Origin of the sequence: Paracoccus sp. (in: a-proteobacteria) (assembly GCF_046462195.1) — a bacterium.
Taxonomy (GTDB): domain Bacteria; phylum Pseudomonadota; class Alphaproteobacteria; order Rhodobacterales; family Rhodobacteraceae; genus Paracoccus.
Window position 1 is genome coordinate 40,480 of the sequence record NZ_JBKGUN010000108.1, and the last position, 25,663, is coordinate 66,142.

The window sequence follows — 25,663 nt, forward strand, 5'->3', positions numbered from 1 at the left end:
CCGTGGCAGGCGGGGGTTCTCATGAAAAGCGTGGAAGAGATAGCGCGCGACATCGTTGCGCGCGAAGGAGGGTTCGTCAACGATCCCGACGATCCCGGTGGGGCGACCAACCACGGCGTGACCATTGGCACCCTGCGGGCCCTCGGGATGGACGTGAACAAGGACGGGCGCATTGATGTTGCGGATGTCCGTGCACTAACACGCGCGCAGGCCGAACAGGTTTTCATTGAGCATTACTTTCGCAAGCCCAAGCTGGCCGAACTGCCGGAGCCCCTGCAGGCCAGCATTTTTGACATGTATGTCAATGCGGGGGCGAATGCGGTCAAGATTTTGCAGAAGTTGATCACGCGGATGGGCTTTCGCGCGACGGCCGACGGGGTTGTCGGTCCTCTGACCATTGCCTCTGCGCAAGAGGCGGTTCAAGCGGCGCCCCTGCACTTGGCTGATGCCTATGGGATCGCCCGGCGCAATTATTATTATTCTTTGGCGGATCAACGGCCTGCCAGCCGCAAGTTCGCCCGCAGCAAGACAGGCGGGAAGGGCGGCTGGATCACCCGCGCCGAGGAATTCATCACACCGCGCTATCACCTGTCCGAGGCTGAGCACCGCAAAAGGACCGCCAAATGGGCCTGATCGACCGTTTCATCGGGGTTGCCCCGACCGTCACCGCCCTTGGCAGTGCCGCCACTGGCGTCGCCGGAGTGTTTACCCGAAACGCCACCCGTCGGATGGAACTGGACGAGGAAGCCTATGGCCACGCGATCTCTCAGCATGGTCAGGAATTCGCCGGACCGCATGAAGGATGGTTCGACGGCTTTGTCAACGGGCTGAACCGTCTGCCGCGCCCCTTGCTGGCCTTGGGCACGATGGGCCTGTTCATCTATGCCATGGTCGAGCCTGCGGGCTTCAGCGTTCGGATGGATGGACTGCAAAGGGTTCCCGAGCCGCTGTGGTGGTTGTTGGGCGCAATTGTCGGCTTCTACTTTGGCGCGCGCGAGGCGCATTATTTTCGCCATCGCGTCTGGCCCGCGCGCGAGGTCACGGAAACGACGACGGGCTTGGTTTCGGAAGCGGCCACCACGGTCGTGGCCAAGCCGGCGGATGACTTCGCCGACAATGCCGCCCTTTGGGACTGGCTGACGACGCTGCGCGATTAGGCCGCAGCCGGACACGCGAAACTGACGTGATAGGACGACGGGAGGACTTTTCCCCCCGCCGTCCTGTCCTTATGCTGCGGTAACGGAGGATTGCCCCTGATGATTGCAGAACTCGGCCATTTTGCCCTGATCCTGGCCTTTGCTGTCGCGCTTTACCAGATGAGCGTGCCGATGGTGGGGGCCGCCAGGGGCTGGCACGGCTGGATGGACAGCGCGCGGCCTGCCGCATTGGCCCAGTTGGTGCTGATGGTGATCAGCTTCGGGGCGCTGACCATTGCCTTCGTGACCTCGGATTTCTCGGTCCGGCTGGTTTACGAGCATTCGCACACGGCCAAGCCGATGATCTACAAGATCAGCGGCGTTTGGGGCAATCACGAGGGCTCGATGCTGTTGTGGGTCCTGATCCTGGCGGCCTTTGGCGCGGCAGCGGCCCTCTTCGGCACGAACCTGCCGCCCAGCCTGCGGGCGCGTGTCCTGGGGGTACAGGCCTCGATCAGCGTGGCTTTTTATGCCTTCATCATCTTCACGTCGAACCCGTTCTGGCGCATGGGAAACCCGCCCTTCGACGGACGCGACCTGAACCCGCTGCTGCAGGACCCCGGCTTGGCGTTCCACCCGCCGTTCCTTTATCTCGGCTATGTAGGCCTTTCGATGGCCTTCAGCTTTGCCGTCGCCGCGCTGATCGAGGGGCGGGTGGATGCGGCTTGGGCCCGCTGGGTGCGTCCCTGGACGCTGGCGGCCTGGGTGTTCCTGACGATCGGCATCGCGCTCGGCTCTTGGTGGGCTTATTATGAATTGGGTTGGGGCGGGTTCTGGTTCTGGGATCCGGTCGAGAATGCCAGCTTCATGCCTTGGCTTCTGGCTGCTGCGCTGCTGCATTCCGCCATTGTTGTCGAAAAGCGTGAAGCACTGAAAAGCTGGACCATCCTTCTGGCGATCATGGCTTTCGGTTTTTCGCTCATCGGCACCTTCATCGTCCGCTCGGGCGTCATCACCTCGGTTCACAGCTTTGCCAATGATCCCGAGCGCGGGATCTTCATCCTCGCGATCCTTGCAATCTTTGTCGGCGGTGCCCTGACGCTCTATGCCTTCCGTGCGGCAGAGATGACGGCCAAGGGGGTCTTCGCGCCCTTGTCTCGCGAAGGGGCGCTGGTGCTGAACAATGTTCTTCTGGCTGTCGCGGCCTTTGTGGTGTTCATCGGCACCATCTGGCCACTGGTGGCCGAAATGGTCTGGGGCCGGGTTCTGTCCGTTGGCCCCCCGTTCTTCAACCAGGCCTTCACGCCCTTCATGATCGCCTTGGCGCTGGCGTTGCCGCTGGGTTCCCTCATGCCCTGGAAGCGCGCGCGTCTGAAGGCGGCAATGCGGCCGCTGCGAGGCGCGCTGGTCCTGACGGCGGCAGTGATGGTGCTTGTTTATGCCGTATCGACGGGGCGTTCCGCTCTGGCCGTCATCGGTGCAGGGCTGGGGGCATGGCTGGTCTTTGGCGCACTGGCCGAACTGTGGCTGAGAACCGGCAGTTCCGGCGCTGCGCGCCTGCTGCGGCTGCCCCGTGCGGATTGGGGCAAGGCCGTGGCCCATGGCGGCCTGGGGATCACCTTCATCGCGGTGGCCCTGATCCAAGCCTGGCAGATCGAGGATGTGCGCGTGGCCGAGATTGATCAACCTTTCAGCGTGGGCGCCTATGAACTGACCCTGCGCGAGGTGCGGCGGGCGGACGGGCCGAACTATCTGGCCCAGCAGGCTGTCGTTGATGTTCAGCGCGACGGCAGCCCGGTGGCCACGCTGATGCCGGAAAAGCGTGTCTATCCGGTACAGGGCATGCCCACCACCGAAGCAGCCATCGACTATGGGTTCTGGCGCGATGTTTACGTGGTGCTGGGGGATCAGCAGCCGAACGGGGGTTGGGCGGTGCGAACCTATATCAAGCCTTTTGCAAACTGGATCTGGGGCGGGTCGATCCTGATGGCTCTTGGAGGGCTGATCAGCCTGACTGACAGGCGTTATCGCGTGGCAGCAGGCGCGGCGCGTCAGGGCCGCTCCGACGCGGTCCCGGCCGAATGAAGGCCGCGCTTCAGAGGGCTGCTCTTGTCGCGGCGCTTGCCGTTGCGCCAATGGCTGCAATGGCCGTGCAGCCGGACGAGGTGCTGGCTGACGGCGCACTGGAGGCGCGGGCAAGAGAGATTTCTCAGCGCCTGCGCTGCCCCGTCTGTCAAGGCGAGAACATCGATGAATCGAACGCCCCCATCAGCCGCGACCTGCGTCTTTATGTGCGCGAAAGGCTGGTCGATGGCGACAGCAATGCCGAAGTGATCGATGCGGTCGTGGAGCGTTATGGCGAATTCGTGCTGTTCGACCCCCGTGCCACCGGAAGCAACCTGATCCTCTGGCTGGCCGGGCCCTTGATGGCGCTGATTGCGGCCATTGTTGCCATGCGCTTCTTGCGTTCGCGTAACACAAGCGCTGTGCCGGTCGATGACCTGGATGCCGATGAACAGAAGCGCCTTGACGAGATCATGCGCGGCCCCTGACGCAGGGTCGTGCTTTCCCCGTGACGGATATGAGGCATGATCCCTGAAACAGGAGGGGACCCATGAGCTTCGACACCATCCGCTTCGAGACTGCCGCAGGCGTTGCCACGCTGACCCTGAACCGGCCTGCCGTCATGAACGCGTTGAACAGCCGCATGCGGGCCGAGATCACGGAAGCACTGACGACGCTGTCCGGTGATGTCCGCTGCGTCGTCCTGACCGGCGAGGGACGGGGATTCTGTTCGGGTCAGGATCTGGCGGATGCCAGTGCGGCGATCGATCTGGAGGCGACGCTGCGGGATGAATACGAGCCGATGCTGCGCGCCATCAAGAAATGCCCGGCGCCTGTCATCGCGGCCGTGAACGGGGTCGCTGCAGGGGCAGGGGCAAACTTGGCCCTGGCGGCCGACATCGTCATTGCGACCGAAAGCGCCAGCTTCATCCAGGCCTTTGCCCGTATCGGGCTGATCCCCGACGCAGGGGGCACATGGATCATTCCGCGCCTGACGGGAACGGCCCGTGCCATGGGCATGATGCTGCTGGCGGACACTGTCGGTGCGCGACAGGCGGCCGACTGGGGCCTGATCTGGCAAACCCTGCCGGATGCCGATTTCGGCAACGGGGTCGCTGAAACGGCGCGGAGACTGGCGGCGGGTCCGACAGGAGCCTTTCTGGCCATCCGCGAAGCGGTCGCGGCGTCGTCCGCAAACGGGCTGGAGGCACAACTGGCGCTGGAGGCACGGTTGCAAGGGCGGGCCGGACGCAGTGGCGACTTCGTGGAAGGGGTCAATGCTTTCCTGCAGAAGCGGCCTCCGGTGTTTACCGGACGTTGATCAGGCGATCTGGCAAAAGCGGGGTGCCGGGCCACGATTGTCAAAGAAAGGAACCGTTGCCGGCGCCGGCAAGGGTTCTTCCGGTTCCAGTCCGGCAACCAGCTGCTGAAGTTCGGCGAGAACAACTTCGGTGATGAACGGCAGGTCGAGATCACGGGCCTCGGAAAGCGGAACCCAATGCAGATGCGAAAGCTCGTCGCAGGCACGGCCAAAATCGTCCGGGTCGCCGCTGATGTCGCATGCGTCCAGCACAAAGAAATGGGCGTCGAAACGCCTCGGCCGTCCCGGAGGCGTGATGGCCCGAAACAGATAGGTCAGGGCACCGGCATCAGGAGACAGTCCCTCCTCGTGGTAGCCGGGCCATTCGCAAGGCGGTCCATCCTTTCGCCCCACAAGAAGGCCGGTCTCCTCGGCCAGTTCACGCAAGGCTGCGGCTGCGATGGCATCGGGATCGACAGGCATGTCTGCGCGGGGTTCAGCCATCAGGCGCTGGTGGCAGGTTCGGCGCAAGGGGCGGGCCAAGGCAGCACCCGTATCTCCCGGATCGATTGCGCCGCCGGGGAACACGAACTTTGATGGCATAAAGGCAGCCGCGGCCCCGCGCATTCCCATAAGCACGGAAGCGGTCCCCCCTTGGCGGCGCAGCACAAGAACAGAGGCCGCGTCACGGATCGCAAGCGGGGACCGGTCTTCCACGTTCATGCGCCAGCGCTGCCACGGCGGTCGTCGAACCCGTGCATCCGCCGGGCCCACTGGAAGCCGACCATGGCGCCCTTGATCGCGGGCAGCATCGCCAGCGACAGGATGATCGATCCGATCCCGAAGCTCAGCAGCATCGTCATGGCACTGGGCCGCCAGGCGACAAAGCACGCCAGCAGCAAGGGGGCGCCCAAGTGCGAGACGATCAGGATCGTCAGATAGGCAGGCCCATCGTCGGCCTGCTGATGATGCAGCGCCTCGTTGCAATGGGGGCAATGGTCCGCCACCTTCAGAAAGCTCGAGAACAGCCGCCCTTCACCGCAGGCCGGGCATCGCCCGCGCGCGCCGCGCATCATGGCCTGACCGGTGGGACGTTCCGTTGCGTCGTCCGCCAATGTGCCTTGCAGTTGCGTCATCCGGATGCTCCTTGCCGAAAGAGGCGACTGCCGCGCCTCGACGCGTCCAATCTAGGCAATCGATGCGCACTTTGAAAGTGCTACTCAGGCGGCCTGATTGGAGGGGCTGCACATGACGCAGTTGCGTCCTGCAACCTTGGCGGCCAACAAGGCCTGATCTGCGCGCTCCAGCGCAGCGCGCGTCACCTGTTCGATCTCGGTGCAACCCCGGGACGGAGTGACCAACGCCGCCCCGACCGAAGCGGTGACGCTCAGGCTCTGGCCGCCCGGCATGCTGCCCAAGGCGACCGGGCGGGCTTCGATGGACTTGCGCAACGTTTCGGCAGTCTTGCGGGCCATGGCATCCGTGCAGCGGAACAGGACAGCCAGGAACTCTTCTCCGCCCATGCGCGCCACCATTCCCTCCGACCCAAGGGCAGAGCGAAGCCGCTGTGCAACCTCGGCCAGGACCATGTCGCCGGCGCTGTGCCCGTGACAGTCGTTGATGGCCTTGAAGTGATCGAGGTCGATCGCGAAGACCGCGAAGCTCTGGCCGGCCCCCAGCGCATCCTGAGCAATGTCGTCCAGCTTGGGCAGGGCATAGCGGCGGTTGTAAAGCCCGGTCAGAGGGTCGGTCATCGACCACAGCATGTGGCGCTGAATCTCGGCGCGGCGCTGGTCGCTTTGCGATTTGCGTGACAGAAGCGTTTGCAGCGACATGGCTGCAGCCTGCGCATCCTCGGGCGTGGCCAAGGTGTCCGACATCACGTCTCCCGCTCCGAGGTCCAGGGCCATCGGTGACAGATCGCCCCGTTCCGGTGCAAGGGCGACGACGAATCCCGCGTCCCGCGAGCCTTGGCGCGACCGCAGTTCCGACATCAGGCGCAGGCCGTCGCCCTTGCCGCGGATATCGGCCGAAATGACGTAAAGATCGGCAGTACGGCCAGCCGTGGCCGAGCCGAGGGCCGTGTCCGGATCACGGATCTCGAAACGGCAGTTCATCCGGTGTTCGAGCGACTGGCGCCAGCAGACGGCACGACCCATCGTGTCTGCCACCAAGGCCACTAGCGGGCGCCGGTCGTGGTGGAAAGGTGTCGCCTCTTCGGCCAGCCCCATCCCGGTGTCCTGTGGCTGTGCCACGTCCCGCAACAGGCCCCGCACACGGGCCATCAGCATCTGCGTCTCCACCCGGGGATCCAGGATTGCCGTTGCGCCGGCCTCCAGCGCCTCGAGACGCGCCGAGGCATTGACCATCATGAGGATCGGGATGCCCGCATGATCCGGATCACCGGCCAGTCGCGCGCAAAGCGCCATGGAGGAGCCATCCGCAACGTCATGTCCCAGGATGATCAGGTCCGGCCGGGCGAGCTGCAATTGCTGATGAAGTTCCTGGGCCGTGCCGACGGCAACCACGTCATAGCAGACCGCGCTGAGACGGGCCTTGACCATGACCCTGGCAGTCGAGATGCCATCAGCCACTAAGATACGTGCCGTCATTTGTACATCCAGCGAGTCTTGACACCTGGGATCGAAGATGAAGGAAAATGTTTAATAAATTGTTTCCCATTTTACCGGCGTCGTTGACGTGCGGGACAAGGATCATCCTATGGCAATCACGATCGAACGCGCGCAGGAGCTTGCGCAGGACATTCTTCTGGCACTGGCCGAACAGCCCGAGGAACTGGTGCGTTTTATGGAAACGGCAGGGCTGCAGGTTTCCGATCTGCGGGAACTGTCGAACCGGCCCGAGATCGCGGTGTTCCTGCTGGATTTTCTGGTGGAAGACGATGAAAGGCTTCTTGCCTTTGCCCAAGCCCTGAATCTGCGTCCGCAGGACGTCATGGCGGCGCGCACGGCCTTGTCCGGCCCGGGCAGCTTTGGATGGACGGTCGACTAGCCGTTTTCCCAATCTTTACCTCTTGGCCCTAGTCTCGAAACGAATCGAGGTAAGGGCATGTACGGTCTCATCAATCGCGCCATTGAGGAATTCCTGCGCTCCACCTACGGGGAGGGGCTCATTCAGGCCGTGGCGGACGAGGCCGCGGTTTCATCCGACCCTTCTTTGCCGATGTATGCGGACTTCGGGGAAGCGGCACTGGGACAGGCCGCGCTGCGGCTGGGAAAGCCTCAATCCGAGATGTACGAGGATCTGGGCGCATGGATGACGCGTGTCGAGTCGATCCGGCGGCTGCTGCGTTTTTCGGGCCGGGATTTCAGGGATTTCCTGTTGCGGCTGGACGAGCTTCCGGGACGCGTCGACCTTGTCCTGCCCACGCTCCGTCTGCCGCGGCTGCAGATCGAACTGGATGATCACAGTGTCCGCCTCCTAATGCTCGAACCCAGCAACGGCTGGCAGTTCCTGCTGGTGGGCCTGATCAGGGGGATGGCGGATGATTACGGCGCATTGTGTCTGATCGCGGTTGAAGAGGTCGGGTTGCGGATCGATATCTGGGATTCCCAGTTTTCTGAGGGCCGGACGTTCACCTTGCAGGGCCTGACACTGACAGGGGCGGCGTCCGCATGACACTGTCCGGGCATCACATGCCGATGGACTCGCTGATCCGTCTGCTGCCCATGCATCTGTGGCTGGGCAGGCATGACCGGGTCCTCTCGGTGGGGCCGACATTGGCAAAGGTCGTGCCGGGACTGCCTGAAGGGCTTGAAGGCAGGCTAACCAAGGCGCGCGGAGGCGGCAAGGCGACCGAGGCGATCCGCTTGGCGGTCGAGCGGGACAAGCGCCTGTTCCTGCGTGTTTCCCATGCGCCGGACCTCGTGCTGCGTGGCCACGGGGTCGAGGTCGGTGACGGTGGCGTTCTTGTCAATCTTGGCTTCGGAATCGGGCTGCACCGCGCCATTCGCAAGGCGAATCTGACGGATTACGACTTTGCCCCATCGGAACTGGCCATGGAGTTTCTCTTCCTGCACGAGGCCAAGCGGGGCATCTTGAACGAACTGACACGCTTCAACGATCAGTTGGAGCAGTCGCGAAAGATGGCTCTGCTGCAGGCGCAGACCGATCCCCTGACGGGTCTGGCGAATCGCCGTGGGTTGGAAATTGCCTTGGCGGCGACGTTGCGGACCGTGGCGGAAGGTGCAGGCGCCCCTTTCGCGCTGATCCACATGGATCTGGATCATTTCAAGCAGGTGAACGACCGCTTGGGCCACAAGGCAGGCGACGACCTGCTCCGCGACGTCGGCAGGATCCTGCGAGAGCAGATCCGCAAGGCCGATACGGCAGCCCGTATCGGTGGCGATGAATTCGTGCTGATCCTTCTCGATGTCGATTCGCAAAGTGCCCTGCAGGAGCTTGCCGCTCGTATCATCAGCGCCATCAAGAGCTTGTCTCCGCCCGAACTTGGCGATCTCAAGGTGTCGGCCAGCCTCGGCATCGTGGTCTGGCGTTCTGGTCGGACGACATGCGCTGACAGCTTGTCCGCGATGGCGGATGAAGCGCTTTACGCCTCGAAACGGCAGGGCAGGGGCTGCGCCACGATCGTCTGATGGCGGAAGGTGGCGGACGGCACTCGTGACTCAAGGCACTGCACTTGCAGCACCTCAACGGCCATGCCTGAGAACCAGCCGCAGCTCTGCGGCTGGTTCTCAGGCCGCGCCGTGACGGAACAAGAGGACCGACAGCTTTGCATCGATCAGCATCTGCGTGGTGGTCGAGCCGATGAAGAGCCTGCGGATGCGGCTGTGGCCATAGGCGCCCATCACCAGCAGGTCGTGTCCACCGGCTTCGATATGAACAATCAATGCTGTCTCGGGCGTGCCTTCCAGGCGCCGGGCGTCAGCCTGCAGGCCAGCTGCGCGCAGGCGCAGCAGGGCTTCGTCCAGTTGCTCCTGGGCGTCGCGTGGCCCGCTGCCGACCATGCAGACATCGATGTGCATCTTGCGGAAGACCGGATTGCCCGCGATGTGATCCACGGCCTTCATTGCCGAGGCTCCACCGTCAAATGCGACAAGGATTTTGGTGATGGGACGCCAGGCCCTTGAGGCCACCAGAACAGGAACACGGGCCGCACGGACGATACGTTCAAGATTGGAGCCAAGGTGGCCCTGCGCAAAGTTCGCCGCCGCCCCCCGCTTGCCGATGACGATCACCGAAGGGGTCGCATCGCGTCCCGTGGCGCGTTCGATCAGGTCACCCTGCTCCAGCCGGGTGGTCACCTCGGTCGCACCGGCCTTGATCGTCAGAGCATGCGCATCCTCCAGCAAGGCGCGTCCCTGCGCAATGGCAACCCGCGCGCGCTGTTCATCCAGTGTCGCCAGTTCGTCCAGAAGGGCACTGCGCGCGCCAAGGCGGATCGTGCCCGACAGATCCTGCGGCCCTGACGGATCGCGACGGCCAAGAACATGCAGCAGCTCGACAGGCATGCCGGACCGCTGCGACAGCCAACCTGCATGTTCGCACACCGAAGCCGCATAAACCGAGTCGTCGACCAGCGCGATGATCTTGTCCGTCATGGTGCACCCCTCAATGCGAGACCAGTTTATCCATTGCGCCCGGCTTGTCATGCACGGCAAGCCGGTCCAGCAATGTTTCCGATGCCGCGTTCAGCCCCACCACCTGAACCTTGGCCCCGTCGCGCCGGAACTTGAGGATGGCCATGTCCAGCGCCTGAACCGAACTGATGTCCCAAAGATGAGCGCGGCTGACGTCGATAGTAACCCGTTCCACCGCTTCGGAAAAGTCAAAGGCTGCCATAAGGTCCTCGACCGAACCGTAAAACATCTGTCCTTCCACAAGATAGGTCCGTTCGCGCCCGTCGGGCGACAGGGTCGTCGTCACGCGGAACAGTTGGGCAATCTTGGCCGCGAAGAAGATGCCCGACAGCAGGACGCCGACCAGTACGCCGAATGCCAGGTTGTGGGTCCAGACGACCGTCGCCACCGTGGCCAGCATCACCACCGAGGACGAGCGGGGATGCCTGCGCAGGTTGCCGATCGACGACCAGCTGAACGTGCCCACCGAGACCATGATCATGATGGCAACCAGTGCAGGCATCGGAATCTGGCTGACCAGATCGCCCAGCCCCACGACCAGGATCAGCAGAAACGTGCCCGCCACGAGCGACGACAGCCGGCCCCGCCCCCCGGATTTGACGTTGATCATCGACTGCCCGATCATCGCGCAGCCTGCCATCCCGCCGATGAACCCGGTTGCGGTGTTGGCCAGTCCCTGCCCGATGCATTCCTGATTGCGGCTGCTGCGGGTGTCGGTCAGCTCGTCCACGAGGTTCTGGGTCATCAGGCTTTCCAAAAGGCCCACAATGGCGACGGCAAAGGAATAGGGCAGGATGATCTGCAGCGTCTGCAGGTTCAGCGGCACGTCCGGCAGCAGAAAGACGGGCAGCGTGTCAGGCAGCGCGCCCATGTCGCCGACCGTCCGCACGTCCCAGCCCAAGGCCATCGAGGCGGCCGTCAACACGACAATCGTCACCAGGGGCGACGGGATCGCCTTGGTGATCCGCGGGAACAGATAGATGATCGCCAGCGAGACACCGACCAGGGCATAGGTGAACCAGGTCACGCCCGGCATGCGCAGGTCCAGTTCAGGCAGTTGTGCCATGAAGATCAGGATCGCCAGGGCGTTCACAAAGCCGGTCATCACCGATTTCGACACATAGCGCATCACGAAGCCCAGCTTCAGCAGCCCGCAGCCGATCTGGATCAGGCCGGCCAGCACGGTTGCGGCCAGCAGGTATTCCAACCCGTGGTCGCGCACCAGCGTGACCATCAGGACCGCCGTTGCCGCCGTCGCGGCCGAGATCATGCCCGGCCGCCCACCGGCAATGGCCGTGATGACGGCGATGGAAAAGCTGGCATAAAGGCCGACCTTGGGATCGACACCGGCGATGATGGAAAAGGCGATGGCTTCGGGGATCAACGCCAGGGCGACGACCAGCCCTGACAAAAGGTCAGGCCGGACATTGCCCAGCCATTCGTTCCGGTAGCGTGCAAGTGAAAACATGAATCATCCGTTCCTGACCAGGCGGCGCGTGCGGCCGGGGTCCAGCAAAATGTCTGAAAAGGTTCGAATTGTCCGGCGGATCGGCGGCCGGAAGAGCCACCCGGGTTCTCACCGGGTCCATGCGCTTGCGGCGCTGATAGCCGCAGCGGGTGACCAAGGGCAAGTCCCGCGCGAAAAAAGCCGCCCCTTTCTGGGGCGGTACAGTGTTTCAATGGTTCAGGCGCGGGTGCGCAACAGGCCCATGATGTCTTTCGTCCGCTCGAGGATCGGGGTGGCCACCGCCGCCGCGCGGTCCGAGCCTTCGGCCAGCACCCGGTCGATCTGCGCCGGATCGGCCATGAACTCTGCCATGCGGCGGGTGATGGGTGACAAGACCTCGACCGCGACTTCGGCCAAGGCAGGCTTGAAGGCGCCGAAGCCCTGACCCTCGAAGCGGGCCAGAACCTGATCCGGCGTTTCGTCCGCCAAGGCGGCATAGATGTTGACCAGGTTGCGGGCCTCGGGGCGATCCTTCAACCCGTCCATCTGGCCGGGCAGGGGGTCTGCATCAGTGCGCGCCTTGCGGATCTTTTGCGCGATCGTGTCGGCATCGTCCGTCAGATTGATCCGGCTGGCGTCCGAAGGGTCGGATTTCGACATCTTCTTCGACCCGTCCCGCAGGGACATGACGCGGGTGGCCACGCCTTCGATCAGCGGTTCGGTGATCGGGAAATGCTCGACGCCGTAGTCATGGTTGAACTTGGCGGCAATGTCGCGGGTCAGTTCCAGATGCTGCTTCTGGTCCTCGCCTACGGGGACGGCGGTCGCCTGATAGGTCAGGATGTCGGCCGCCATCAGCGCCGGATAGGCCAGCAGGCCCAAGCTGACATTTTCGGTGTTCTTGCCGGCCTTGTCCTTGAACTGCGTCATCCGGTACATCCAGCCGACGCGCGCCACGGTGTTGAAGAGCCAGGCCATTTCCGCATGGGCGCTGACCTGCGACTGGTTGAACAGGATCGATTGCGCAGGGTCCACGCCCGCGGCCATGAAGGCCGCCGCCGCTTCGCGGATGCGGGCCCGCAGCACCTCGGGGTCCTGCCACACCGTGATCGCATGCAGGTCCACGATGCAATAGATCGTCTCGGCCTCGCCCCCCTGCAGCGCCGCGAAACGCTTGAGCGCGCCGAGATAGTTGCCAAGCGTCAGCCCGCCCGAAGGCTGGATGCCCGAAAAGATGCGAGGACGGAATTGGCTGTTGTTGGGTTCGGACATGACCGGCCTGCCTTGGAATTTGCTGGCCGTTGGCTTAGCGGTTGAGGCCAGCTTCCGCAACCTTCTCCGAACCTGAACAGGAATGCCCATGCGCTCCGGCCCCCCCGTATCTCCGCTGAACCCGCTGCCCCCCGTGATCTGGCTGCTGACCCTGCCTGTCATCGCCTCCGAGGCCGTGTTTGCCCTGGGCACCACCGGCCTGATCGGCGGGGCCGAAGGCGTGGGCCTGCGCCTGTCGGCGATCCGGATGACCGCCTTTCCGCCGGAACTGGCGCAACGGGTCTGGACCCTTGGGGCGGTCGATTTCAGCCAGCTCTACCGCATCCTCAGCTTCAGCTTCGTGCATGTTTCACTGACGCATGCGCTGTTCGTGGTGGTCTTCACGCTGGCGCTTGGCAACATGGTGGCGCAGCAGTTCCGGCCCGTTGCGGTGGTCGCGCTGTTTCTGGGATCGGCCATCGGGGGGGCGATCGTCTATTCCGCCGTGCTGCCGCTGATCGGAGCGCGGGCCGCCCCCCTGATCGGGGGTTATCCCGCCGTCTATGGGCTGGTTGGCGCCTTTACCTTCCTGCTGTGGACAAGGCTCGCGGCCGAGAACGCCAATCGCCTGCGGGCCTTTGCCCTGATCGGCGTGCTGCTGGCCTTCCAGTTGGTCTTCGGGCTGCTGTTCGGCGGTGCGGGTCAGGGCTGGATCGCCGAGATTGCGGGCTTTGCCACCGGATTTGCGCTGTCCTTCCTGCTGGTCCGCGGAGGGATCGCCCGTGTCCTGGCGCAGATCCGACAGCGTTAACCGCGCCGAACCGCCGCCCTCAGTTCCGACGGACGATAGCCCGCGATCAGATAGGCCAGGGCGAAATAGATCGCGGCGCCGCCGAAGACCAGGATCGCAAGACCGGCGCCGCGGCCCAGGCTGGAGGCCTCCAGCCAATCGCGCATGAACCACAGGACAACGGCCATCAGAATCGACGCTGCAAGGATGCGCGGAAAGGCGCGCCGAAGCCGCGCATCTGCACGGGCCGCTTGTCCCATCGCACGGGTGCCCCACCAGAGCTGCACGACCATGACCCAGGCCGCGATGGTGGTGCCGAGCGCCGCCGCCAGAAAGCCGAAGACCGGCATCAGGCCAAAGGCCGCGACGGCATTGACGACCATCGAGAACAACGCAAAGCGGAAGGGCGTCCGCGTATCCTCGCGCGCGAAGTACAAGGGCTGCAGGATCTTCTGCAGCACGAAGGCCGGCAGCCCGAGCGCATAAACGACCAGCGCCGCCGAGGTTTGCTGCGTGTCGAACGCCGTGAAGGCCCCGCGCTGGAACAGGGTCGAAACCATGGGCTCGGCGATGACGGCGATCGCGAAGGCGGCCGGCAGGGTCAGGAACAGACCGAATTCGGTCGCGCGGGAATAGGCGGACTGGCCGCCCGCGTGATCCTCGGCCCGGATGCGGCGCGCCAGTTCGGGCAGCAGCACCACGGCCACCGCGGCACCGACCACCCCGAGCGGCAGTTGGTACAGCCGGTCGGAATAGGACAACCAGGCGATCGCACCTTCGAAGCGTGACCCGACCTGGCGGCCGATCAGCAGGTTGATCTGAACGACCCCGCCCGCAAAGGCTGCGGGAAGGGCAACGGCCACCAGCCGCCGCATGTCGGGCGACAGGCGCGGGCGGCGCGGCCAGAAGACATAGCCCGTCCGCTTCGCATCCCACCATACCAGCGCCAGCTGGGCGATGCCCGTGACAGGCGTGGCCCATGCCAGTGTCAGGCCCAGGTCCCAGCCCTGCCATCGCCCCATGCCCATGGCCGCGATGAACAGCAGGTTCAGCAGCACCGGCGCCGCCGCCGCCGCCGTGAACCGCCCGTTGGCGTTCAGCACGCCCGAGATCATCGAGGCCATCGAGATCAGCAGAATATAAGGGAACGTGATCCGCCCGTATTCGACCGCCAAGTCGAAGCGTTCGTCCCCGGCAAAGCCCGATGCCATCAGCCAGACCAGACCCGGCATGAAGATCATCGCCACCGCCGACAAGGCCAGAACCGTCAGGAACAGCCCCGAAAACGCTTCTCGCGCGAAACGCTGCGCTTCTTCCGCGTCTTCCAGCTTTTTCGAGAACATCGGCACGAAGGCGGTGTTGAACGCGCCTTCGGCGAAAAAGCGGCGGAACATGTTGGGCAGCGACAGCGCGATCAGGAACGCCTCGGCCACTGCGCCCGTGCCCAGCCATGCCGCCATCAGGATGTCCCGCACGAATCCCGACGCACGCGAGATCAGCGTCCAGAGTCCCACCGACAGGAACCCCCGCACAAGTCCGTTCTTCATGCCTGTTCAGCCTCGGCCCGTTTCACGCCGTCGGCGATGGCCGCGCGCAGTTTCTTCTCCAACGAATCCCGCTTGGCGGGACTGTGCAGCTTCAGCCCAAACATGTCCTTGACATAGAAGCTGTCGACCACCTGCGCCCCATAAGTCGCAATCACGGCGCTGACAATCTGGATATGGTTGGCCGCCAGTGTTCGGGTCAGGTCATACAGCAGGCCCGGGCGGTCGCGGGCGTCCACCTCGATGATCGTGTAGATGTCGCTGCCGTCGTTGTCGAAGGTGATATGGGTGGGAAACTTGAACTCCCGGTTCCGCTTTTTCGGCTTGTCCCGGCTGGCGAATGCTTCGCGCGCCACGATCTCTCCCCTGAGCGTGCGCAGGATGGTCTGGCGCAGCTTGGGCAGGCGATCCTCGGCAAAGGGATGACCTTCGCTGTCCTGCACCCAGAACACCGCCGTCGCATAGCCGTCGCGCGTGGTATAGGTCCGCGCATCGACCACATTGGCCCCTGTCAGGGTCAGCGCCCCCGCCAGCCGCGAAAAGATGCCGGGATGGTCCGACAGCACAAAGGCCGCCCGTGTCGCGTCCCGGTCAGGGTCGGCCCGAAGGTCGATGCGGATCTCGTCGGGGCCGAGGCCCGACAACAATTCGGCGAAGACGGTCTGGGTCTGGGTGGGCAGGCCCGGCCAATAGGCGTCATAATGGCGCGCGATCTCGGCACGGATAGCGCGCCCGTCCCATCCCTTGGCGATCAGCATGTGGCGCAGGGATCGCTTGGCCTCGGCCTGGCGCTTGTCTCGGTTCAGCTCCTCCAGCCCGTTTTCCAGTGCGGCGGCCGTTTCCTGGTGCAGCTTGCGCAGCAGCATGGCCTTCCAGTTGTTCCAGGTGCCGGGTCCCACGCCCCGGATGTCGCACACGGTCAGCACCAGCAGCATGTCCAGCCGCTTGCGCGTCTTCACCGCCTTGGCAAAGTCGCGCAGGGTGCGCGGGTCCGAGATGTCGCGTTTCTGCGCCACATCCGACATCAGCAGGTGGTTGCGGACCAGCCATTCGACCGTGTCCACGTCATCCTGAGGAAAGCCGAAACGCGTGGCGATGCGGCGCGCGATGCGGGCCCCCAGGATCGAATGGTCCTCGGGACGGCCCTTGCCGATGTCATGCAGAAGGGTTGCCAGGTAAAGAACGCGGCGGTTCACCCCGGCCTCGATGATCTCGCTGGACAGGGGCAGGTCCTCGGGGTGTTCGCCCCGCTCGATCTCGGCCAGGGCGGCGACACATTGGATGGAATGTTCGTCCACGGTGTAGTGGTGATAAAGGTTGAACTGCATCATCGCCACGACCGGCTCGAACTCGGGGATGAATGCCGCCAGCACTCCCAGTTCGTTCATGCGGCGCAGCGCCCGTTCGGGATTGCCGTGTTTCAGAAGCAGGTCCATGAAGATGTGGATCGCCTCGGGGTCGGCCTGCACCGATGCGTCGATCTTGTCCAGGTTCGCGGCCACCAGCCGCATCGCGTCCGGGTGGATCAGCACACCGGTCCGCAGCGCTTCCTCGAACAAGCGCAGGATGTTCAGGGGGTCGGCCAGGAACTGCGCCTCGTCCTCGAAGGACAGACGGCCCTGCTGGTCGACAAAGCCCGGCCGGACCTTGCGCCGCTTGCGGAACAAGCGTCCCAAGAAGGGGGCGTTGCGGACATGCCGCGCCTCCAGTTCGGTCAGGAAGACGCGGGTCAGTTCGCCCACGCGGGTCGCATGGCGGAAATAATCCTGCATGAAGTATTCGACGCCCCGACGGGCCGTCGTGTCGACATAGCCCATGCGGCGCGCGACCTCGACCTGCATGTCGAAGGACAGCACGTCCACGGAGCGTCCGGAAATCAGGTGCAGGTGGCAGCGCACCGCCCAGAGGAAATCCTCGGCCTGCCAGAAGGAGAGATGCTCGTCGCGCGAAAAGACACCCAGATCGACCAGTTCGACCGCACGATCGACACGGTGGATGTATTTCGCGATCCAGTACAGTGTCTGCAGGTCGCGCAGCCCGCCCTTGCCCTCCTTGACGTTCGGTTCCAGCACATAGCGCTGGCCGCCCTGACGCTGATGCCGGGATGCGCGTTCCTCCAGCTTGGCTTCGATGAATTCGGGAATGGTGCGTTCGAACAGTTCGGACCACAGGCGATGGCGCAGGTCTTCGGCCAAGGGCGCATGGCCCGCGACCAGCCGGTGCTCCACCAGCGACGTGCGAATGGTCATGTCGCCCGCCCCGAGCCGGAGGCAATCGTCCACGCTGCGGATCGAATGGCCGATCTTCAGCTTCAGGTCCCACATCATGTAGAGCATCGATTCGACGACGCTTTCCGCCCAGGCGGTGATCTTCCACGGCGTCAGGAACAGCAGATCCACATCCGACGCGGGGGCCATTTCCGCCCGGCCATAACCGCCGACGGCCAGCACGGCCAGACGTTCGGTTTCCGAAGGCGACTGCTGGAGGTGCAGCCGCGTCGTGGCAACGTGGTGCACGGCCGTCACCAGGCTGTCGGTCAGCGTGGCGATGGCGCGCACGGTTTCGCGCGCTGCACGGGGATGGGTGGCAAAGCCTGCCTCGATATCCGCCATGGCCGAACTGCGCGTTTCGGACAGAAGGGCCACCGTCGCTGCCCGGATCTGCCGGGGTTCGGTCAGGTCCCGAAGACAATCATCCAGCCGCGCGACAAGGGCCGCCGGGTCGAAAGCAGGATGCGCCCCGGAAATGACCGGGGCGCTTGGGGTCTGGCCGTTGACGGGCATGATGAGTGGTGGTCCTGTTTCTTACGATCCCAGGCCGCGCGCGTTGCGCGGCGCGGCATCCAAGATCACCAGCTGGTTGTTACGGATGGTGGCGACAGCCAGCCCGCGTTGGACAGTGCCATCGCGCTGCAGCCGGAAAATGCCGCCGACGCCGTTGAAGCCCGCACGCTGCGTCAGCCCCGACGTGGTCAGCGCGTTCGGACGGCCGTTCCGCGCCAGCGAGGCGATCGCCGCGACACCGTCATAGGCCAGCGATGCCAGCTGATGCGGCGCCTCGCCATAGGCCTGCGCATAACGGGCCTCGAACTGGCGCTGCAGGGACTGGTCGGGGATCGCGAACCAGCCCTCGGCCAGTTGCGGCATCCGCAAGCGGTCGGCCGGCTGGTCCCATCGTGTCAGGCCCATCATCTGCGTCACGGGCGAACGCACGCCCGCGGCCGCCAGCTTTTCCGTCAGATAGGGCAGGACAGCCTGGTTGTTGGCTGTCATGAAGACGGCATCGACCTGACCTGACTGGGCGGCCTGGGCGATGCGCGGGGCAACCGCGTCAATCCCGCTGATCGACACGGGATGGTTCACGCGGGCCGCCATGCGTGCGCCGTTGCGGGCGATCGCGCGTTCGATGGCGCGGCCGCCCAGCTGTCCGGCGACGTCATCCTCGGCCACCACGAGCAGATTGCGCTTGCCCTGCTGGGCGCCATAGCCGACCAGCCGGTCCGCGATATTCTCGAAACTGTTTCCCAGGATGAAGACGTTGCCGCCCGCGACCTGTGTGTTGTTCGAAAAGGTCAGCACGTTGATGTTGCGCGGCAGCATTGCATTGCCGACGGCGTTCGCACCTTCGGCGAACAGCGGGCCCAGGATGATCTGTGCGCCGGCATCGGCCGCGGCATTGGCCTGGGCGACGGCGGTTTCGGTGGAACTGCCGGTGTCATAAACGCGAAGGTCGATGCTGGCGCCCTGCGCGTCACCTGCCGCCATGCGCGCCGCGTTCTTGAGGCTGCGGGCCAGCCATTCCAGATCCTGCGATCCTGTTCCGCCCGGCGCCAGAAGCGCGACACGGACCGGCTTTGACGGGTCGATCAGCTGCCCCACCTCGGGTCCGCTGGCCTGTTCGGTCGAGGCGCCGGGCTCGCAGGCGGCGAGCAGAAAGGCCGAAAGCACGGCGGCGCCGCGAAGCACGGCGCGGCGCAGGCCAGGGGCAGGCCGGGTTGTGGCGGATGCGAACATGTGAAACTTCCCTGCGATGTGATACGAAGCACGCGGATGCGCAAAGCCTATGGCCTGCGCCCGCGATTAGCAATCAGCGCCGGCCCCGGCCCGCGCGGACAGGAGGCAGGATGAGTGCCCAGAGCGACCGGCCCGAGGTCGAACCCGCCCGCAGGCTGACGGCCCATGTCGAGGCGGCACGCCTGCAGCCGGGACTTTATCTGGTGGCCACGCCCATCGGCGCCGCACGCGACATCACGCTGCGCGCGCTGGATGTGCTGAACAGCGCCGACCTGCTGGCGGCCGAGGACACGCGCGTGCTGCGCCACCTGATGGATATCCACGGCATTCCCCTGCGGGGGCGGCGCATCCTGTCCTATCATGACCACAATGGCGACCGTGCGCGGCCTGCCCTGCTGGCGGCGCTGGCCGAGGGGGCGAGCGTGGCCTATTGTTCGGATGCGGGAACGCCCCTTGTGGCCGATCCCGGATATCGGCTTGCACTGGATGCGGCCGAGGCGGGCGCGCGGGTTCATGCACTGCCGGGGCCGTCTGCGGCGCTGGTGGCGCTGAGCCTGTCCGGCCTGCCCAGCGACCGCTTCCTGTTTCTTGGCTTTCCGCCCTCCACCCGCACGGCACGACAGACCTGGCTGCGCCGGTGGACGGCCGTTGATTCGACACTGATCCTGTTCGAAAGCCCCCGGCGCGTGGGGCGGACGCTGGAGGATCTGTCCGCGATCGATCCCCACCGCAAGACGGTCATCGCGCGCGAACTGACCAAGAAGTTCGAGGAGGTGATCCGCGGCACCGCCGAGGACCTGTCGCGGGATCCGCGCATGGGCAGCCTGAAGGGGGAGGTCGTGATGGTGCTGGACCGGCCTTCCGCCGCCGAGGTCGACGAGGACCGCCTGCGTCACGTACTGGAAGAATACATGCGCCGCCTTTCCGTCAAGGATGCCGCCCGGGAGGCCGCGCAGGAGTTGGGACTGCCCAAGCGCGACGTTTATCAGCTTGCGCTGGAGCTGGACCGCGATGCGCGGGACGAGCCCGATGACGCCTGACGGACCTTCCGGCATGCGTCGCCAGCGCGGTCGAGTTGCCGCGCTTTCGGGTCGGATGGCCGAAGAGGCGGTACTGCGCCACTATGTCCTGCAGGGGGGCGATCTGCTGGCCAGCCGGTGGAAGGGCGCTGCGGGCGAGATAGACCTGATCCTGCGCCTGGACGAGGAAATCGTCTTTGTCGAGGTCAAGGCTGCCCGCAGTCATGACGAAGCCGCCCTGCGCCTGCTGCCGTCGCAGATGCAGCGGATCACCCGCGCCGCCTGCGAATTCTGCGAAGCGCGGGGCTGGTCGCTGGGCGTCCCGATGCGGTTCGATGCTGCGCTGGTCGACGGCACCGGACGTGTGCAGGTGATCCCCAACGCCTTTGGGGAGATGTGACGGGCAGGCTTGCATCCGCTCGAGGTGCAGGCCAGAACAAGGCCGGATAACAGGAGCCGCGCCATGAGCCTTCACGTCGCCTTGCAGATGGACCCGATCGAGGATGTTTCGATCGACGCAGACAGCACCTTCCGCATCGGGCTCGAGGCCGAGGCGCGCGGTCATCGCCTGTTCCAGTACACCGTCGACCAGTTGCGCTATGACGAAGGCCGGGTGATCGCTCGGGGCCGTCCCGTCTCGCTGCGCCGGGTCCAGGGCGATCACGTCACCTTCGGCGACTGGGCCGAGGTTGATCTGGAGGAGTTCGATGTCGTCTGGCTGCGTCAGGACCCGCCCTTCGACATGGCCTATGTCACCTCGACCCATCTGCTGGACCGGGTGCATCCGCGGACACTGGTCGTCAACGACCCGTTCTGGGTCAGGAACTGTCCCGAAAAGCTGATGGTGCTGGACTTTCCGGACCTGACGCCTCCCACCATGATTTCGCGCAATCCCGCGGCGTTCCGGTCCTTCCGCGCGCGCCACGGAGAGATCATCGTCAAGCCGCTTTACGGAAACGGCGGCGCAGGGGTGTTTCACCTCAAGCCGGGCGACCCGAACCTGTCATCGCTGCTGGAAACCTATGCCGGCATCAACCGCGAGCCGATGATCGCGCAGAAATACCTGCCCGCCGTGGTCAAGGGCGACAAGCGCGTGATCCTGGTGGACGGAGAGCCTGTGGGCGCCATCAACCGCGTTCCGCAGGAAGGCGAGGCGCGCTCGAACATGCATGTCGGCGGGCGCGCCGAAAGGGTCGGCCTGACCGAGCGCGAGCGCGAGATCTGCGCCCGCATCGGTCCGGTCCTGCGGGAAAAGGGGCTGATCTTCACCGGCATCGACGTGATCGACGGCTGGCTGACCGAGATCAACGTCACCTCGCCCACCGGCATCCAGGAACTGGAGCGCTTCGACGGCATCAATGCCGCCGAAGCGATCTGGCAGGCCATCGAACGGCGGGTGGCGGCTGCTCAACCCTGAGAGCCCGTGTTTCCGAACAGGCAGCCTTTCGCGCTGGGCGTGGACAGGAAGCGGCAGTGAGTTGGTCCCAGCTCCCCTGCATCCGTTGCAGGGGCGACCGCACAATGTCTTGCCGGCAAGGTCATTGACCGGCGGCAGCCCGACCGATCCTTATCCCCCTGCCACAAACGGCAGGCGATAGCTGATGGCCTCGGCCAGGTGATGAACATGGACCTTGGTCGAACCCTCCAGGTCGGCGATGGTGCGGGCGGTGCGCAGGATGCGGTGATACCCTCGTGCCGTCAGGCCCAGACGCTCGGCCGCCTTGTGGATCAGCACGCGGCCGGCGTCATCCGGCGCAGCGATCTGGTCCAGCAAGGGACCCGAGGCGTCCGCGTTCACCTGCACCCCGACCTCATCCTGAAAACGCCTTGCCTGGATGTCACGCGCCGCGGCAATGCGTGTTGCCACTTGGGCCGAGGTTTCCCCGCTGTTCGGCAGGTCCAGGTCCTGCAGGCTGACGCCCGGAACCTCCAGTCGCAGGTCGAGGCGGTCCATCAGCGGTCCCGAGATCTTGTTCAGGTAATCGCTGCCGCAGACGGGCGCCCGCGCACAGGCCCGTGCCGGATCAGCCAACTGTCCGCAGCGACAGGGATTGGCGGCGGCCACCAGAAGAAACCGGCAAGGATAGCGGATATGCGCATTGGCGCGCGACACGACGACCTCGCCCGTCTCGATGGGCTGGCGCAGTGTTTCCAGCACCTTTCGGTCGAATTCCGGCAGTTCGTCGAGGAACAGGACACCGTTATGGGCCAAACTGATCTGTCCGGGCCGGGCCTTGGGGCCCCCGCCCACGATTGCGGGACTGGACGCAGTGTGATGCGGGTCCTGAAACGGCGGCCGGCGTGTGATGCCCCCATGGCCCAGCGTTCCCGCCAATGAGTGGATCATCGAGGTTTCCAAGGCTTCGCGGGCCGACAGCGGCGGCATCAGACCGGGCATGCGGGCCGCCAGCATCGATTTGCCGGCGCCCGGAGGACCGACCATCAGCAGGTGGTGCCGCCCTGCTGCCGCGATTTCCATGGCACGCTTGGCCCGCTCCTGTCCTTTGACATCGGACAGGCACAGCGTGCCGGGCGAATCCTGGACCATTCCGGCGCGTGCCGCCGCTATGGGCGCGCGATCCGTCAGGTGTTCGATCACCTCGCGCAGGGTCGCCGGGGCCAGAACGGGGACCTGCTCGATCCAGGCCGCTTCCGCGCCGCAGGCTCGCGGGCAGATCAGGGCGCGATCCTCCTGGGACGCGGCAAGGGCGGCGGGCAGGGCCCCCGCAACGGGCACAAGCCGCCCATCCAGAGCCAGCTCCCCCAGGGAAACGCATCGGGCCAGTTCTTCGGCGGGAATGATTTCCAGCGCCGCCAGAACAGCCAGCGCAATGGGCAAGTCGAAATGCGAGCCCTCCTTGGGGAGATCCGCAGGCGACAGGTTCACGGTCAGCCGGCGGCTTGGCAGCGCGATGGCCAAGGCTCCAAAGGCGGCGCGGACCCGCTCGCGTGCTTCGCTGACGGCCTTGTCGGGAAGGCCCACGATGGAAAAGGTCGGAAGGCCCGCAGCGACGGCGCATTGCACCTCGACCAGTCGCGCCTCGACGCCCTCGAACGCCACCGAATAGGCGATTGCGACCATGACTGCCCCCTTGAGTTCGAGGCGAATGGTTAACGGCTTGGCGGTTAAGGAAGGATTAACGCCACCGGGTTCCTTGCGGCAGCGTGGCGCGGGCGCTATCTGTGCCACGTGATCGGCCGGAGGACGGATGCAGGGCAAACGGATATTGTTGATCGTGGGCGGAGGGATCTCGGCCTACAAGATCCCGCAGTTGATCCGCCTGATCCGGGGGGCAGGGGCCGCCGTCACGCCTGTCCTGACAACGGCCGGTGCCCAGTTCACGACGCCCATGACGCTGTCGGTCCTTGCCGGAGAGCCTGTTCATGACACGTTGTGGGATCAGGGGACCGAGGCCGAGATCGGACATATTCAGTTGTCGCGGCGTGCCGATCTGGTGGTGGTGGCGCCTGCCACCGCCGACCTGATGGCGCGCATGGCGCAGGGCATGGCCAGTGACCTGGCCTCGACCCTGCTGCTGGCGACGGACAAGCGGGTGCTGATCGCGCCCGCCATGAATGTGCGGATGTGGGACCATCCGGCCACACGGCGGAATCTTGCGACGCTGAAGGACGATGGCATCCTGACCGTCGGTCCTGACAGCGGCGACATGGCCTGCGGCGAATATGGCCCCGGCCGCATGGCCGAACCCGAGGCAATCCTGGCAGCCATCCGCCAAGCGCTGACCCCGCAGCCGCAGCCGCTGGCCGGCAAGCATGTCATCGTGACCTCCGGGCCGACGCATGAGCCGATCGACCCGGTGCGTTTCATCGCCAATCGTTCCAGCGGGGCACAGGGGGCGGCCTTGGCATCCGCCCTGCGCGATCTGGGCGCGCGGGTCAGTTTTGTCACAGGTCCCGCCGTGGTGCCCGCACCGGCAGGTGTTCGGGTGATCGCGGTCGAGACCGCCCGACAGATGCACGAGGCCGTTCAGGCCGCGCTGCCCGCCGATGCAGCGGTGATGGCGGCCGCGGTTGCGGACTGGCAGGTGGTCAACTCCAGCGGCCACAAGATGAAAAAAGACGGCAGTGGACGTCCGCCAGCGCTGCAGATGGCGGAAAATCCGGACATCCTTGCCTGGATCAGCCATGCGGATCAGCGGCCGCGCCTGGTGGTCGGCTTTGCCGCCGAAACCCAAGATGTCGTGGCCCATGCCACGGCCAAGCGTATCCGCAAGGGCTGCGACTGGATCGTGGCCAACGACGTCAGCCCGGGGACAGGCATCATGGGCGGGGCCGAGAACGCGGTGACGCTGATCACGGATGGCGGTGCCGAATCCTGGCCGCGGATGGCCAAGGATGCCGTCGCCGCGCGGCTGGCGGACCGTATCGCGAAGGAAATCGCATGAGAACCTATCTTGATTGGAACGCCACCACCCCGTTGCGTGCCGAAGCCATGGCCGCGATGACCGAAGGGATGGAGATTGCCGGCAATCCTTCATCGGTTCATGCGGAGGGACGGGCCGCCAAGATGGCGCTGGAGCGCGCGCGCGAACAGGTGGCTGCTGCGCTGGGCGCCGAGGGTGCGGACGTTGTCTTTACCTCGGGCGCGACCGAGGCGGCGGCGATGGTCCTGTCGCAGGGCACGATGCGATGCGCGGCAACCGAACACAGCGCCGTCAAGGTCTGGTGCGACGCCACTCTCTCCGTGAATCGCGACGGCATCGTGACGGTGGACGATCCGGCGCAGACAAGCCTGCAACTGGCCAACAACGAAACGGGGGTCATGCAGGACCTGCCGCAGGGTCTGGCCTCCAGCGACCTGACGCAGGCCTTTGGCAAGGTCCCCTTTGCCTTCAACTGGCTTGGCATCACCGCGGGCTTTGTCAGTGCGCACAAGCTGGGCGGACCCAAGGGGATCGGTGCGCTGGTCCTGAGGAAGGGCACCGAACTGCCGGCACTGATCCGCGGCGGCGGACAGGAGCAAGGGCGTCGCGCGGGGACCGAGAACCTGATCGGCATCCTGGGATTTGCCGCCGCCGCCACGGCCGCGCAGAAGGATCTTGACGCCGGCCTGTGGGACGAGGTGGCGGCACGACGGGACGCGCTGGAGGCGCGGCTCTGCGACATCGCGCCCGGGGCGATCATTGCCGGAAAAGGGGTTCGGCGCTTGCCGAACACGACCTGCCTTCTTACATCGGGATGGAAGGGTGAGACGCAGGTCATGCAGATGGATCTGGCGGGCTTTGCCATCTCGGCGGGGTCGGCCTGTTCCTCCGGCAAGGTCAGGGCCAGCGGCTCGCTTCAGGCAATGGGATTTGACGATCAGCTTTCGCAATCGGCCATACGAATATCCATAAGCCCGGCTTTGGGTGACGATCAGATCAACCGATTTGCGGATGCCTGGGAAAAAGCGTATTCACGCTGGCGCGACAGGGCCACGGCGTGACAGGAACGGGCGGGCAGGGGCCTGCCACCGAG

24 protein-coding genes and 1 other annotated feature are annotated in these 25,663 nt (G+C 65.1%); of the genes, 14 read left to right on the forward strand and 10 right to left on the reverse strand.

The annotated features are described in order from the left end of the window. Positions 1-21: 21 nt before the first annotated feature. From ACLHHB_RS07060 to ACLHHB_RS07080, 5 genes are all read left to right on the forward strand, one after another. Entirely contained in the window at positions 22-633 is a 612-nt protein-coding gene (locus tag ACLHHB_RS07060; protein ID WP_410217568.1) for a holin-associated N-acetylmuramidase, read from the forward strand. Continuing rightward, entirely contained in the window at positions 624-1,157 is a 534-nt protein-coding gene (locus ACLHHB_RS07065) for a holin family protein (RefSeq protein WP_410217569.1), read from the forward strand. Before ACLHHB_RS07060 ends, ACLHHB_RS07065 begins: the two co-directional genes overlap by 10 nt. A 99-nt stretch (positions 1,158-1,256) precedes the next feature. Then, positions 1,257-3,221: a heme lyase CcmF/NrfE family subunit gene (locus ACLHHB_RS07070; protein ID WP_410217570.1), complete on the forward strand. Its 1,965-nt coding sequence runs from the start codon at positions 1,257-1,259 to the stop codon at positions 3,219-3,221. After that, on the forward strand, positions 3,218-3,688 hold the full coding sequence (locus tag ACLHHB_RS07075; RefSeq protein WP_410217571.1) for a cytochrome c-type biogenesis protein: 471 nt from the start codon (positions 3,218-3,220) through the stop codon (positions 3,686-3,688). Before ACLHHB_RS07070 ends, ACLHHB_RS07075 begins: the two co-directional genes overlap by 4 nt. 62 nt (positions 3,689-3,750) lie before the next feature. Beyond that, complete coding sequence (locus tag ACLHHB_RS07080; RefSeq protein ID WP_410217572.1) at positions 3,751-4,521, forward strand: enoyl-CoA hydratase-related protein; 771 nt, start codon at positions 3,751-3,753, stop codon at positions 4,519-4,521. On the opposite strand, the gene ACLHHB_RS07085 is transcribed toward ACLHHB_RS07080, so the two are convergent. The 3 genes from ACLHHB_RS07085 to ACLHHB_RS07095 all read right to left on the reverse strand — a co-directional run bounded on the left by ACLHHB_RS07085 (position 4,522) and on the right by ACLHHB_RS07095 (position 7,112). Continuing rightward, positions 4,522-5,223 carry an NUDIX domain-containing protein gene (locus tag ACLHHB_RS07085; protein WP_410217573.1) on the reverse strand — a complete coding sequence of 234 codons (702 nt, stop codon included), beginning with the start codon at positions 5,221-5,223 and terminating at the stop codon, positions 4,522-4,524. It abuts the gene before it with no gap. Further along, positions 5,220-5,636, reverse strand: coding sequence for a DUF983 domain-containing protein (locus ACLHHB_RS07090; protein ID WP_410217574.1), 417 nt, complete (start codon positions 5,634-5,636; stop codon positions 5,220-5,222). The genes ACLHHB_RS07085 and ACLHHB_RS07090 overlap by 4 nt, the downstream gene beginning before the upstream one ends. Positions 5,637-5,720: 84 nt before the next feature. Then, positions 5,721-7,112 (reverse strand): diguanylate cyclase domain-containing protein, encoded by a 1,392-nt coding sequence (locus tag ACLHHB_RS07095; RefSeq protein WP_410217575.1) that lies wholly within the window; start codon positions 7,110-7,112, stop codon positions 5,721-5,723. A gap of 109 nt (positions 7,113-7,221) precedes the next feature. Between ACLHHB_RS07095 and ACLHHB_RS07100 the strand changes: the two genes are divergently transcribed. Genes ACLHHB_RS07100 through ACLHHB_RS07110 form a run of 3 tightly spaced genes read left to right on the forward strand, consistent with a single transcriptional unit; the run spans position 7,222 to position 9,116 of the window. Then, a complete protein-coding gene (locus ACLHHB_RS07100) occupies positions 7,222-7,512 on the forward strand; it encodes a DUF3572 domain-containing protein (RefSeq protein ID WP_410217576.1) in 291 nt (96 codons plus the stop codon). A gap of 57 nt (positions 7,513-7,569) precedes the next feature. Then, positions 7,570-8,139, forward strand: a complete 570-nt coding sequence (locus ACLHHB_RS07105) for a heme NO-binding domain-containing protein (protein ID WP_410217577.1) — start codon at positions 7,570-7,572, stop codon at positions 8,137-8,139. Continuing rightward, on the forward strand, positions 8,136-9,116 hold the full coding sequence (locus ACLHHB_RS07110) for a GGDEF domain-containing protein (RefSeq protein WP_410217578.1): 981 nt from the start codon (positions 8,136-8,138) through the stop codon (positions 9,114-9,116). Before ACLHHB_RS07105 ends, ACLHHB_RS07110 begins: the two co-directional genes overlap by 4 nt. 99 nt (positions 9,117-9,215) lie before the next feature. Here ACLHHB_RS07110 and ACLHHB_RS07115 read toward each other — a convergent pair whose 3' ends face one another. The 3 genes from ACLHHB_RS07115 to trpS all read right to left on the reverse strand — a co-directional run bounded on the left by ACLHHB_RS07115 (position 9,216) and on the right by trpS (position 12,840). Further along, positions 9,216-10,082 (reverse strand): universal stress protein, encoded by an 867-nt coding sequence (locus ACLHHB_RS07115; protein ID WP_410217579.1) that lies wholly within the window; start codon positions 10,080-10,082, stop codon positions 9,216-9,218. 10 nt (positions 10,083-10,092) lie between these two features. Further along, positions 10,093-11,589, reverse strand: a complete 1,497-nt coding sequence (locus ACLHHB_RS07120) for a SulP family inorganic anion transporter (protein ID WP_410217580.1) — start codon at positions 11,587-11,589, stop codon at positions 10,093-10,095. Positions 11,590-11,655: 66 nt separating this feature from the next. Next, positions 11,656-11,711, reverse strand: a sequence feature (sul1 is cis-regulatory element that is thought to sense ions involved in sulfur or methionine metabolism; They are found in Alphaproteobacteria). Between the two features lie 94 nt (positions 11,712-11,805). Beyond that, positions 11,806-12,840, reverse strand: coding sequence for a tryptophan--tRNA ligase (gene trpS / locus ACLHHB_RS07125; RefSeq protein WP_410217581.1), 1,035 nt, complete (start codon positions 12,838-12,840; stop codon positions 11,806-11,808). 88 nt (positions 12,841-12,928) lie between these two features. On the opposite strand from trpS, the gene ACLHHB_RS07130 reads away from it, so the two are divergent. Then, positions 12,929-13,630 carry a rhomboid family intramembrane serine protease gene (locus ACLHHB_RS07130; RefSeq protein ID WP_410217582.1) on the forward strand — a complete coding sequence of 234 codons (702 nt, stop codon included), beginning with the start codon at positions 12,929-12,931 and terminating at the stop codon, positions 13,628-13,630. Here ACLHHB_RS07130 and murJ read toward each other — a convergent pair. Genes murJ through ACLHHB_RS07145 form a run of 3 tightly spaced genes read right to left on the reverse strand, consistent with a single transcriptional unit; the run spans position 13,627 to position 19,166 of the window. After that, on the reverse strand, positions 13,627-15,156 hold the full coding sequence (murJ, locus tag ACLHHB_RS07135; protein ID WP_410217583.1) for a murein biosynthesis integral membrane protein MurJ: 1,530 nt from the start codon (positions 15,154-15,156) through the stop codon (positions 13,627-13,629). The genes ACLHHB_RS07130 and murJ overlap by 4 nt on opposite strands. Next, a complete protein-coding gene (locus tag ACLHHB_RS07140) occupies positions 15,153-17,936 on the reverse strand; it encodes a [protein-PII] uridylyltransferase (protein ID WP_410217584.1) in 2,784 nt (927 codons plus the stop codon). Before ACLHHB_RS07140 ends, murJ begins: the two co-directional genes overlap by 4 nt. A 21-nt stretch (positions 17,937-17,957) precedes the next feature. Then, entirely contained in the window at positions 17,958-19,166 is a 1,209-nt protein-coding gene (locus tag ACLHHB_RS07145; RefSeq protein ID WP_410217585.1) for a penicillin-binding protein activator, read from the reverse strand. A 110-nt stretch (positions 19,167-19,276) separates the two neighbouring features. On the opposite strand from ACLHHB_RS07145, the gene rsmI reads away from it, so the two are divergent. From rsmI to gshB, 3 genes are all read left to right on the forward strand, one after another. Next, a complete protein-coding gene (rsmI, locus tag ACLHHB_RS07150; RefSeq protein WP_410217586.1) occupies positions 19,277-20,206 on the forward strand; it encodes a 16S rRNA (cytidine(1402)-2'-O)-methyltransferase in 930 nt (309 codons plus the stop codon). A gap of 13 nt (positions 20,207-20,219) precedes the next feature. Beyond that, positions 20,220-20,585, forward strand: coding sequence for a YraN family protein (locus tag ACLHHB_RS07155; protein ID WP_410217587.1), 366 nt, complete (start codon positions 20,220-20,222; stop codon positions 20,583-20,585). A 63-nt stretch (positions 20,586-20,648) separates the two neighbouring features. Next, on the forward strand, positions 20,649-21,602 hold the full coding sequence (gshB, locus tag ACLHHB_RS07160) for a glutathione synthase (RefSeq protein ID WP_410217588.1): 954 nt from the start codon (positions 20,649-20,651) through the stop codon (positions 21,600-21,602). A 150-nt stretch (positions 21,603-21,752) separates the two neighbouring features. Here gshB and ACLHHB_RS07165 read toward each other — a convergent pair whose 3' ends face one another. Further along, on the reverse strand, positions 21,753-23,267 hold the full coding sequence (locus tag ACLHHB_RS07165) for a YifB family Mg chelatase-like AAA ATPase (protein WP_410217589.1): 1,515 nt from the start codon (positions 23,265-23,267) through the stop codon (positions 21,753-21,755). Between the two features lie 127 nt (positions 23,268-23,394). Between ACLHHB_RS07165 and coaBC the strand changes: the two genes are divergently transcribed. Beyond that, complete coding sequence (gene coaBC, locus ACLHHB_RS07170; protein WP_410217590.1) at positions 23,395-24,591, forward strand: bifunctional phosphopantothenoylcysteine decarboxylase/phosphopantothenate--cysteine ligase CoaBC; 1,197 nt, start codon at positions 23,395-23,397, stop codon at positions 24,589-24,591. After that, positions 24,588-25,631, forward strand: a complete 1,044-nt coding sequence (locus tag ACLHHB_RS07175) for a cysteine desulfurase family protein (RefSeq protein WP_410217591.1) — start codon at positions 24,588-24,590, stop codon at positions 25,629-25,631. The genes coaBC and ACLHHB_RS07175 overlap by 4 nt, the downstream gene beginning before the upstream one ends. Positions 25,632-25,663 lie beyond the last annotated feature (32 nt).

Coding starts and splice junctions, on each gene's coding strand:
- trpS (WP_410217581.1), bottom strand. CDS start 12,840: ATGTCCGAACCCAACAACAGCCAATTCCGTCCTCGCATCTTTTCGGGC.
- rsmI (WP_410217586.1), top strand. CDS start 19,277: ATGAGTGCCCAGAGCGACCGGCCCGAGGTCGAACCCGCCCGCAGGCTG.
- ACLHHB_RS07130 (WP_410217582.1), top strand. CDS start 12,929: ATGCGCTCCGGCCCCCCCGTATCTCCGCTGAACCCGCTGCCCCCCGTG.
- ACLHHB_RS07120 (WP_410217580.1), bottom strand. CDS start 11,589: ATGTTTTCACTTGCACGCTACCGGAACGAATGGCTGGGCAATGTCCGG.
- ACLHHB_RS07140 (WP_410217584.1), bottom strand. CDS start 17,936: ATGCCCGTCAACGGCCAGACCCCAAGCGCCCCGGTCATTTCCGGGGCG.
- ACLHHB_RS07175 (WP_410217591.1), top strand. CDS start 24,588: ATGAGAACCTATCTTGATTGGAACGCCACCACCCCGTTGCGTGCCGAA.
- ACLHHB_RS07080 (WP_410217572.1), top strand. CDS start 3,751: ATGAGCTTCGACACCATCCGCTTCGAGACTGCCGCAGGCGTTGCCACG.
- ACLHHB_RS07095 (WP_410217575.1), bottom strand. CDS start 7,112: ATGACGGCACGTATCTTAGTGGCTGATGGCATCTCGACTGCCAGGGTC.
- ACLHHB_RS07075 (WP_410217571.1), top strand. CDS start 3,218: ATGAAGGCCGCGCTTCAGAGGGCTGCTCTTGTCGCGGCGCTTGCCGTT.
- ACLHHB_RS07115 (WP_410217579.1), bottom strand. CDS start 10,082: ATGACGGACAAGATCATCGCGCTGGTCGACGACTCGGTTTATGCGGCT.
- ACLHHB_RS07110 (WP_410217578.1), top strand. CDS start 8,136: ATGACACTGTCCGGGCATCACATGCCGATGGACTCGCTGATCCGTCTG.
- ACLHHB_RS07090 (WP_410217574.1), bottom strand. CDS start 5,636: ATGACGCAACTGCAAGGCACATTGGCGGACGACGCAACGGAACGTCCC.
- ACLHHB_RS07085 (WP_410217573.1), bottom strand. CDS start 5,223: ATGAACGTGGAAGACCGGTCCCCGCTTGCGATCCGTGACGCGGCCTCT.
- ACLHHB_RS07145 (WP_410217585.1), bottom strand. CDS start 19,166: ATGTTCGCATCCGCCACAACCCGGCCTGCCCCTGGCCTGCGCCGCGCC.
- murJ (WP_410217583.1), bottom strand. CDS start 15,156: ATGAAGAACGGACTTGTGCGGGGGTTCCTGTCGGTGGGACTCTGGACG.
- ACLHHB_RS07155 (WP_410217587.1), top strand. CDS start 20,220: ATGCGTCGCCAGCGCGGTCGAGTTGCCGCGCTTTCGGGTCGGATGGCC.
- ACLHHB_RS07100 (WP_410217576.1), top strand. CDS start 7,222: ATGGCAATCACGATCGAACGCGCGCAGGAGCTTGCGCAGGACATTCTT.
- ACLHHB_RS07065 (WP_410217569.1), top strand. CDS start 624: ATGGGCCTGATCGACCGTTTCATCGGGGTTGCCCCGACCGTCACCGCC.
- coaBC (WP_410217590.1), top strand. CDS start 23,395: ATGCAGGGCAAACGGATATTGTTGATCGTGGGCGGAGGGATCTCGGCC.
- ACLHHB_RS07070 (WP_410217570.1), top strand. CDS start 1,257: ATGATTGCAGAACTCGGCCATTTTGCCCTGATCCTGGCCTTTGCTGTC.
- ACLHHB_RS07105 (WP_410217577.1), top strand. CDS start 7,570: ATGTACGGTCTCATCAATCGCGCCATTGAGGAATTCCTGCGCTCCACC.
- ACLHHB_RS07165 (WP_410217589.1), bottom strand. CDS start 23,267: ATGGTCGCAATCGCCTATTCGGTGGCGTTCGAGGGCGTCGAGGCGCGA.
- gshB (WP_410217588.1), top strand. CDS start 20,649: ATGAGCCTTCACGTCGCCTTGCAGATGGACCCGATCGAGGATGTTTCG.
- ACLHHB_RS07060 (WP_410217568.1), top strand. CDS start 22: ATGAAAAGCGTGGAAGAGATAGCGCGCGACATCGTTGCGCGCGAAGGA.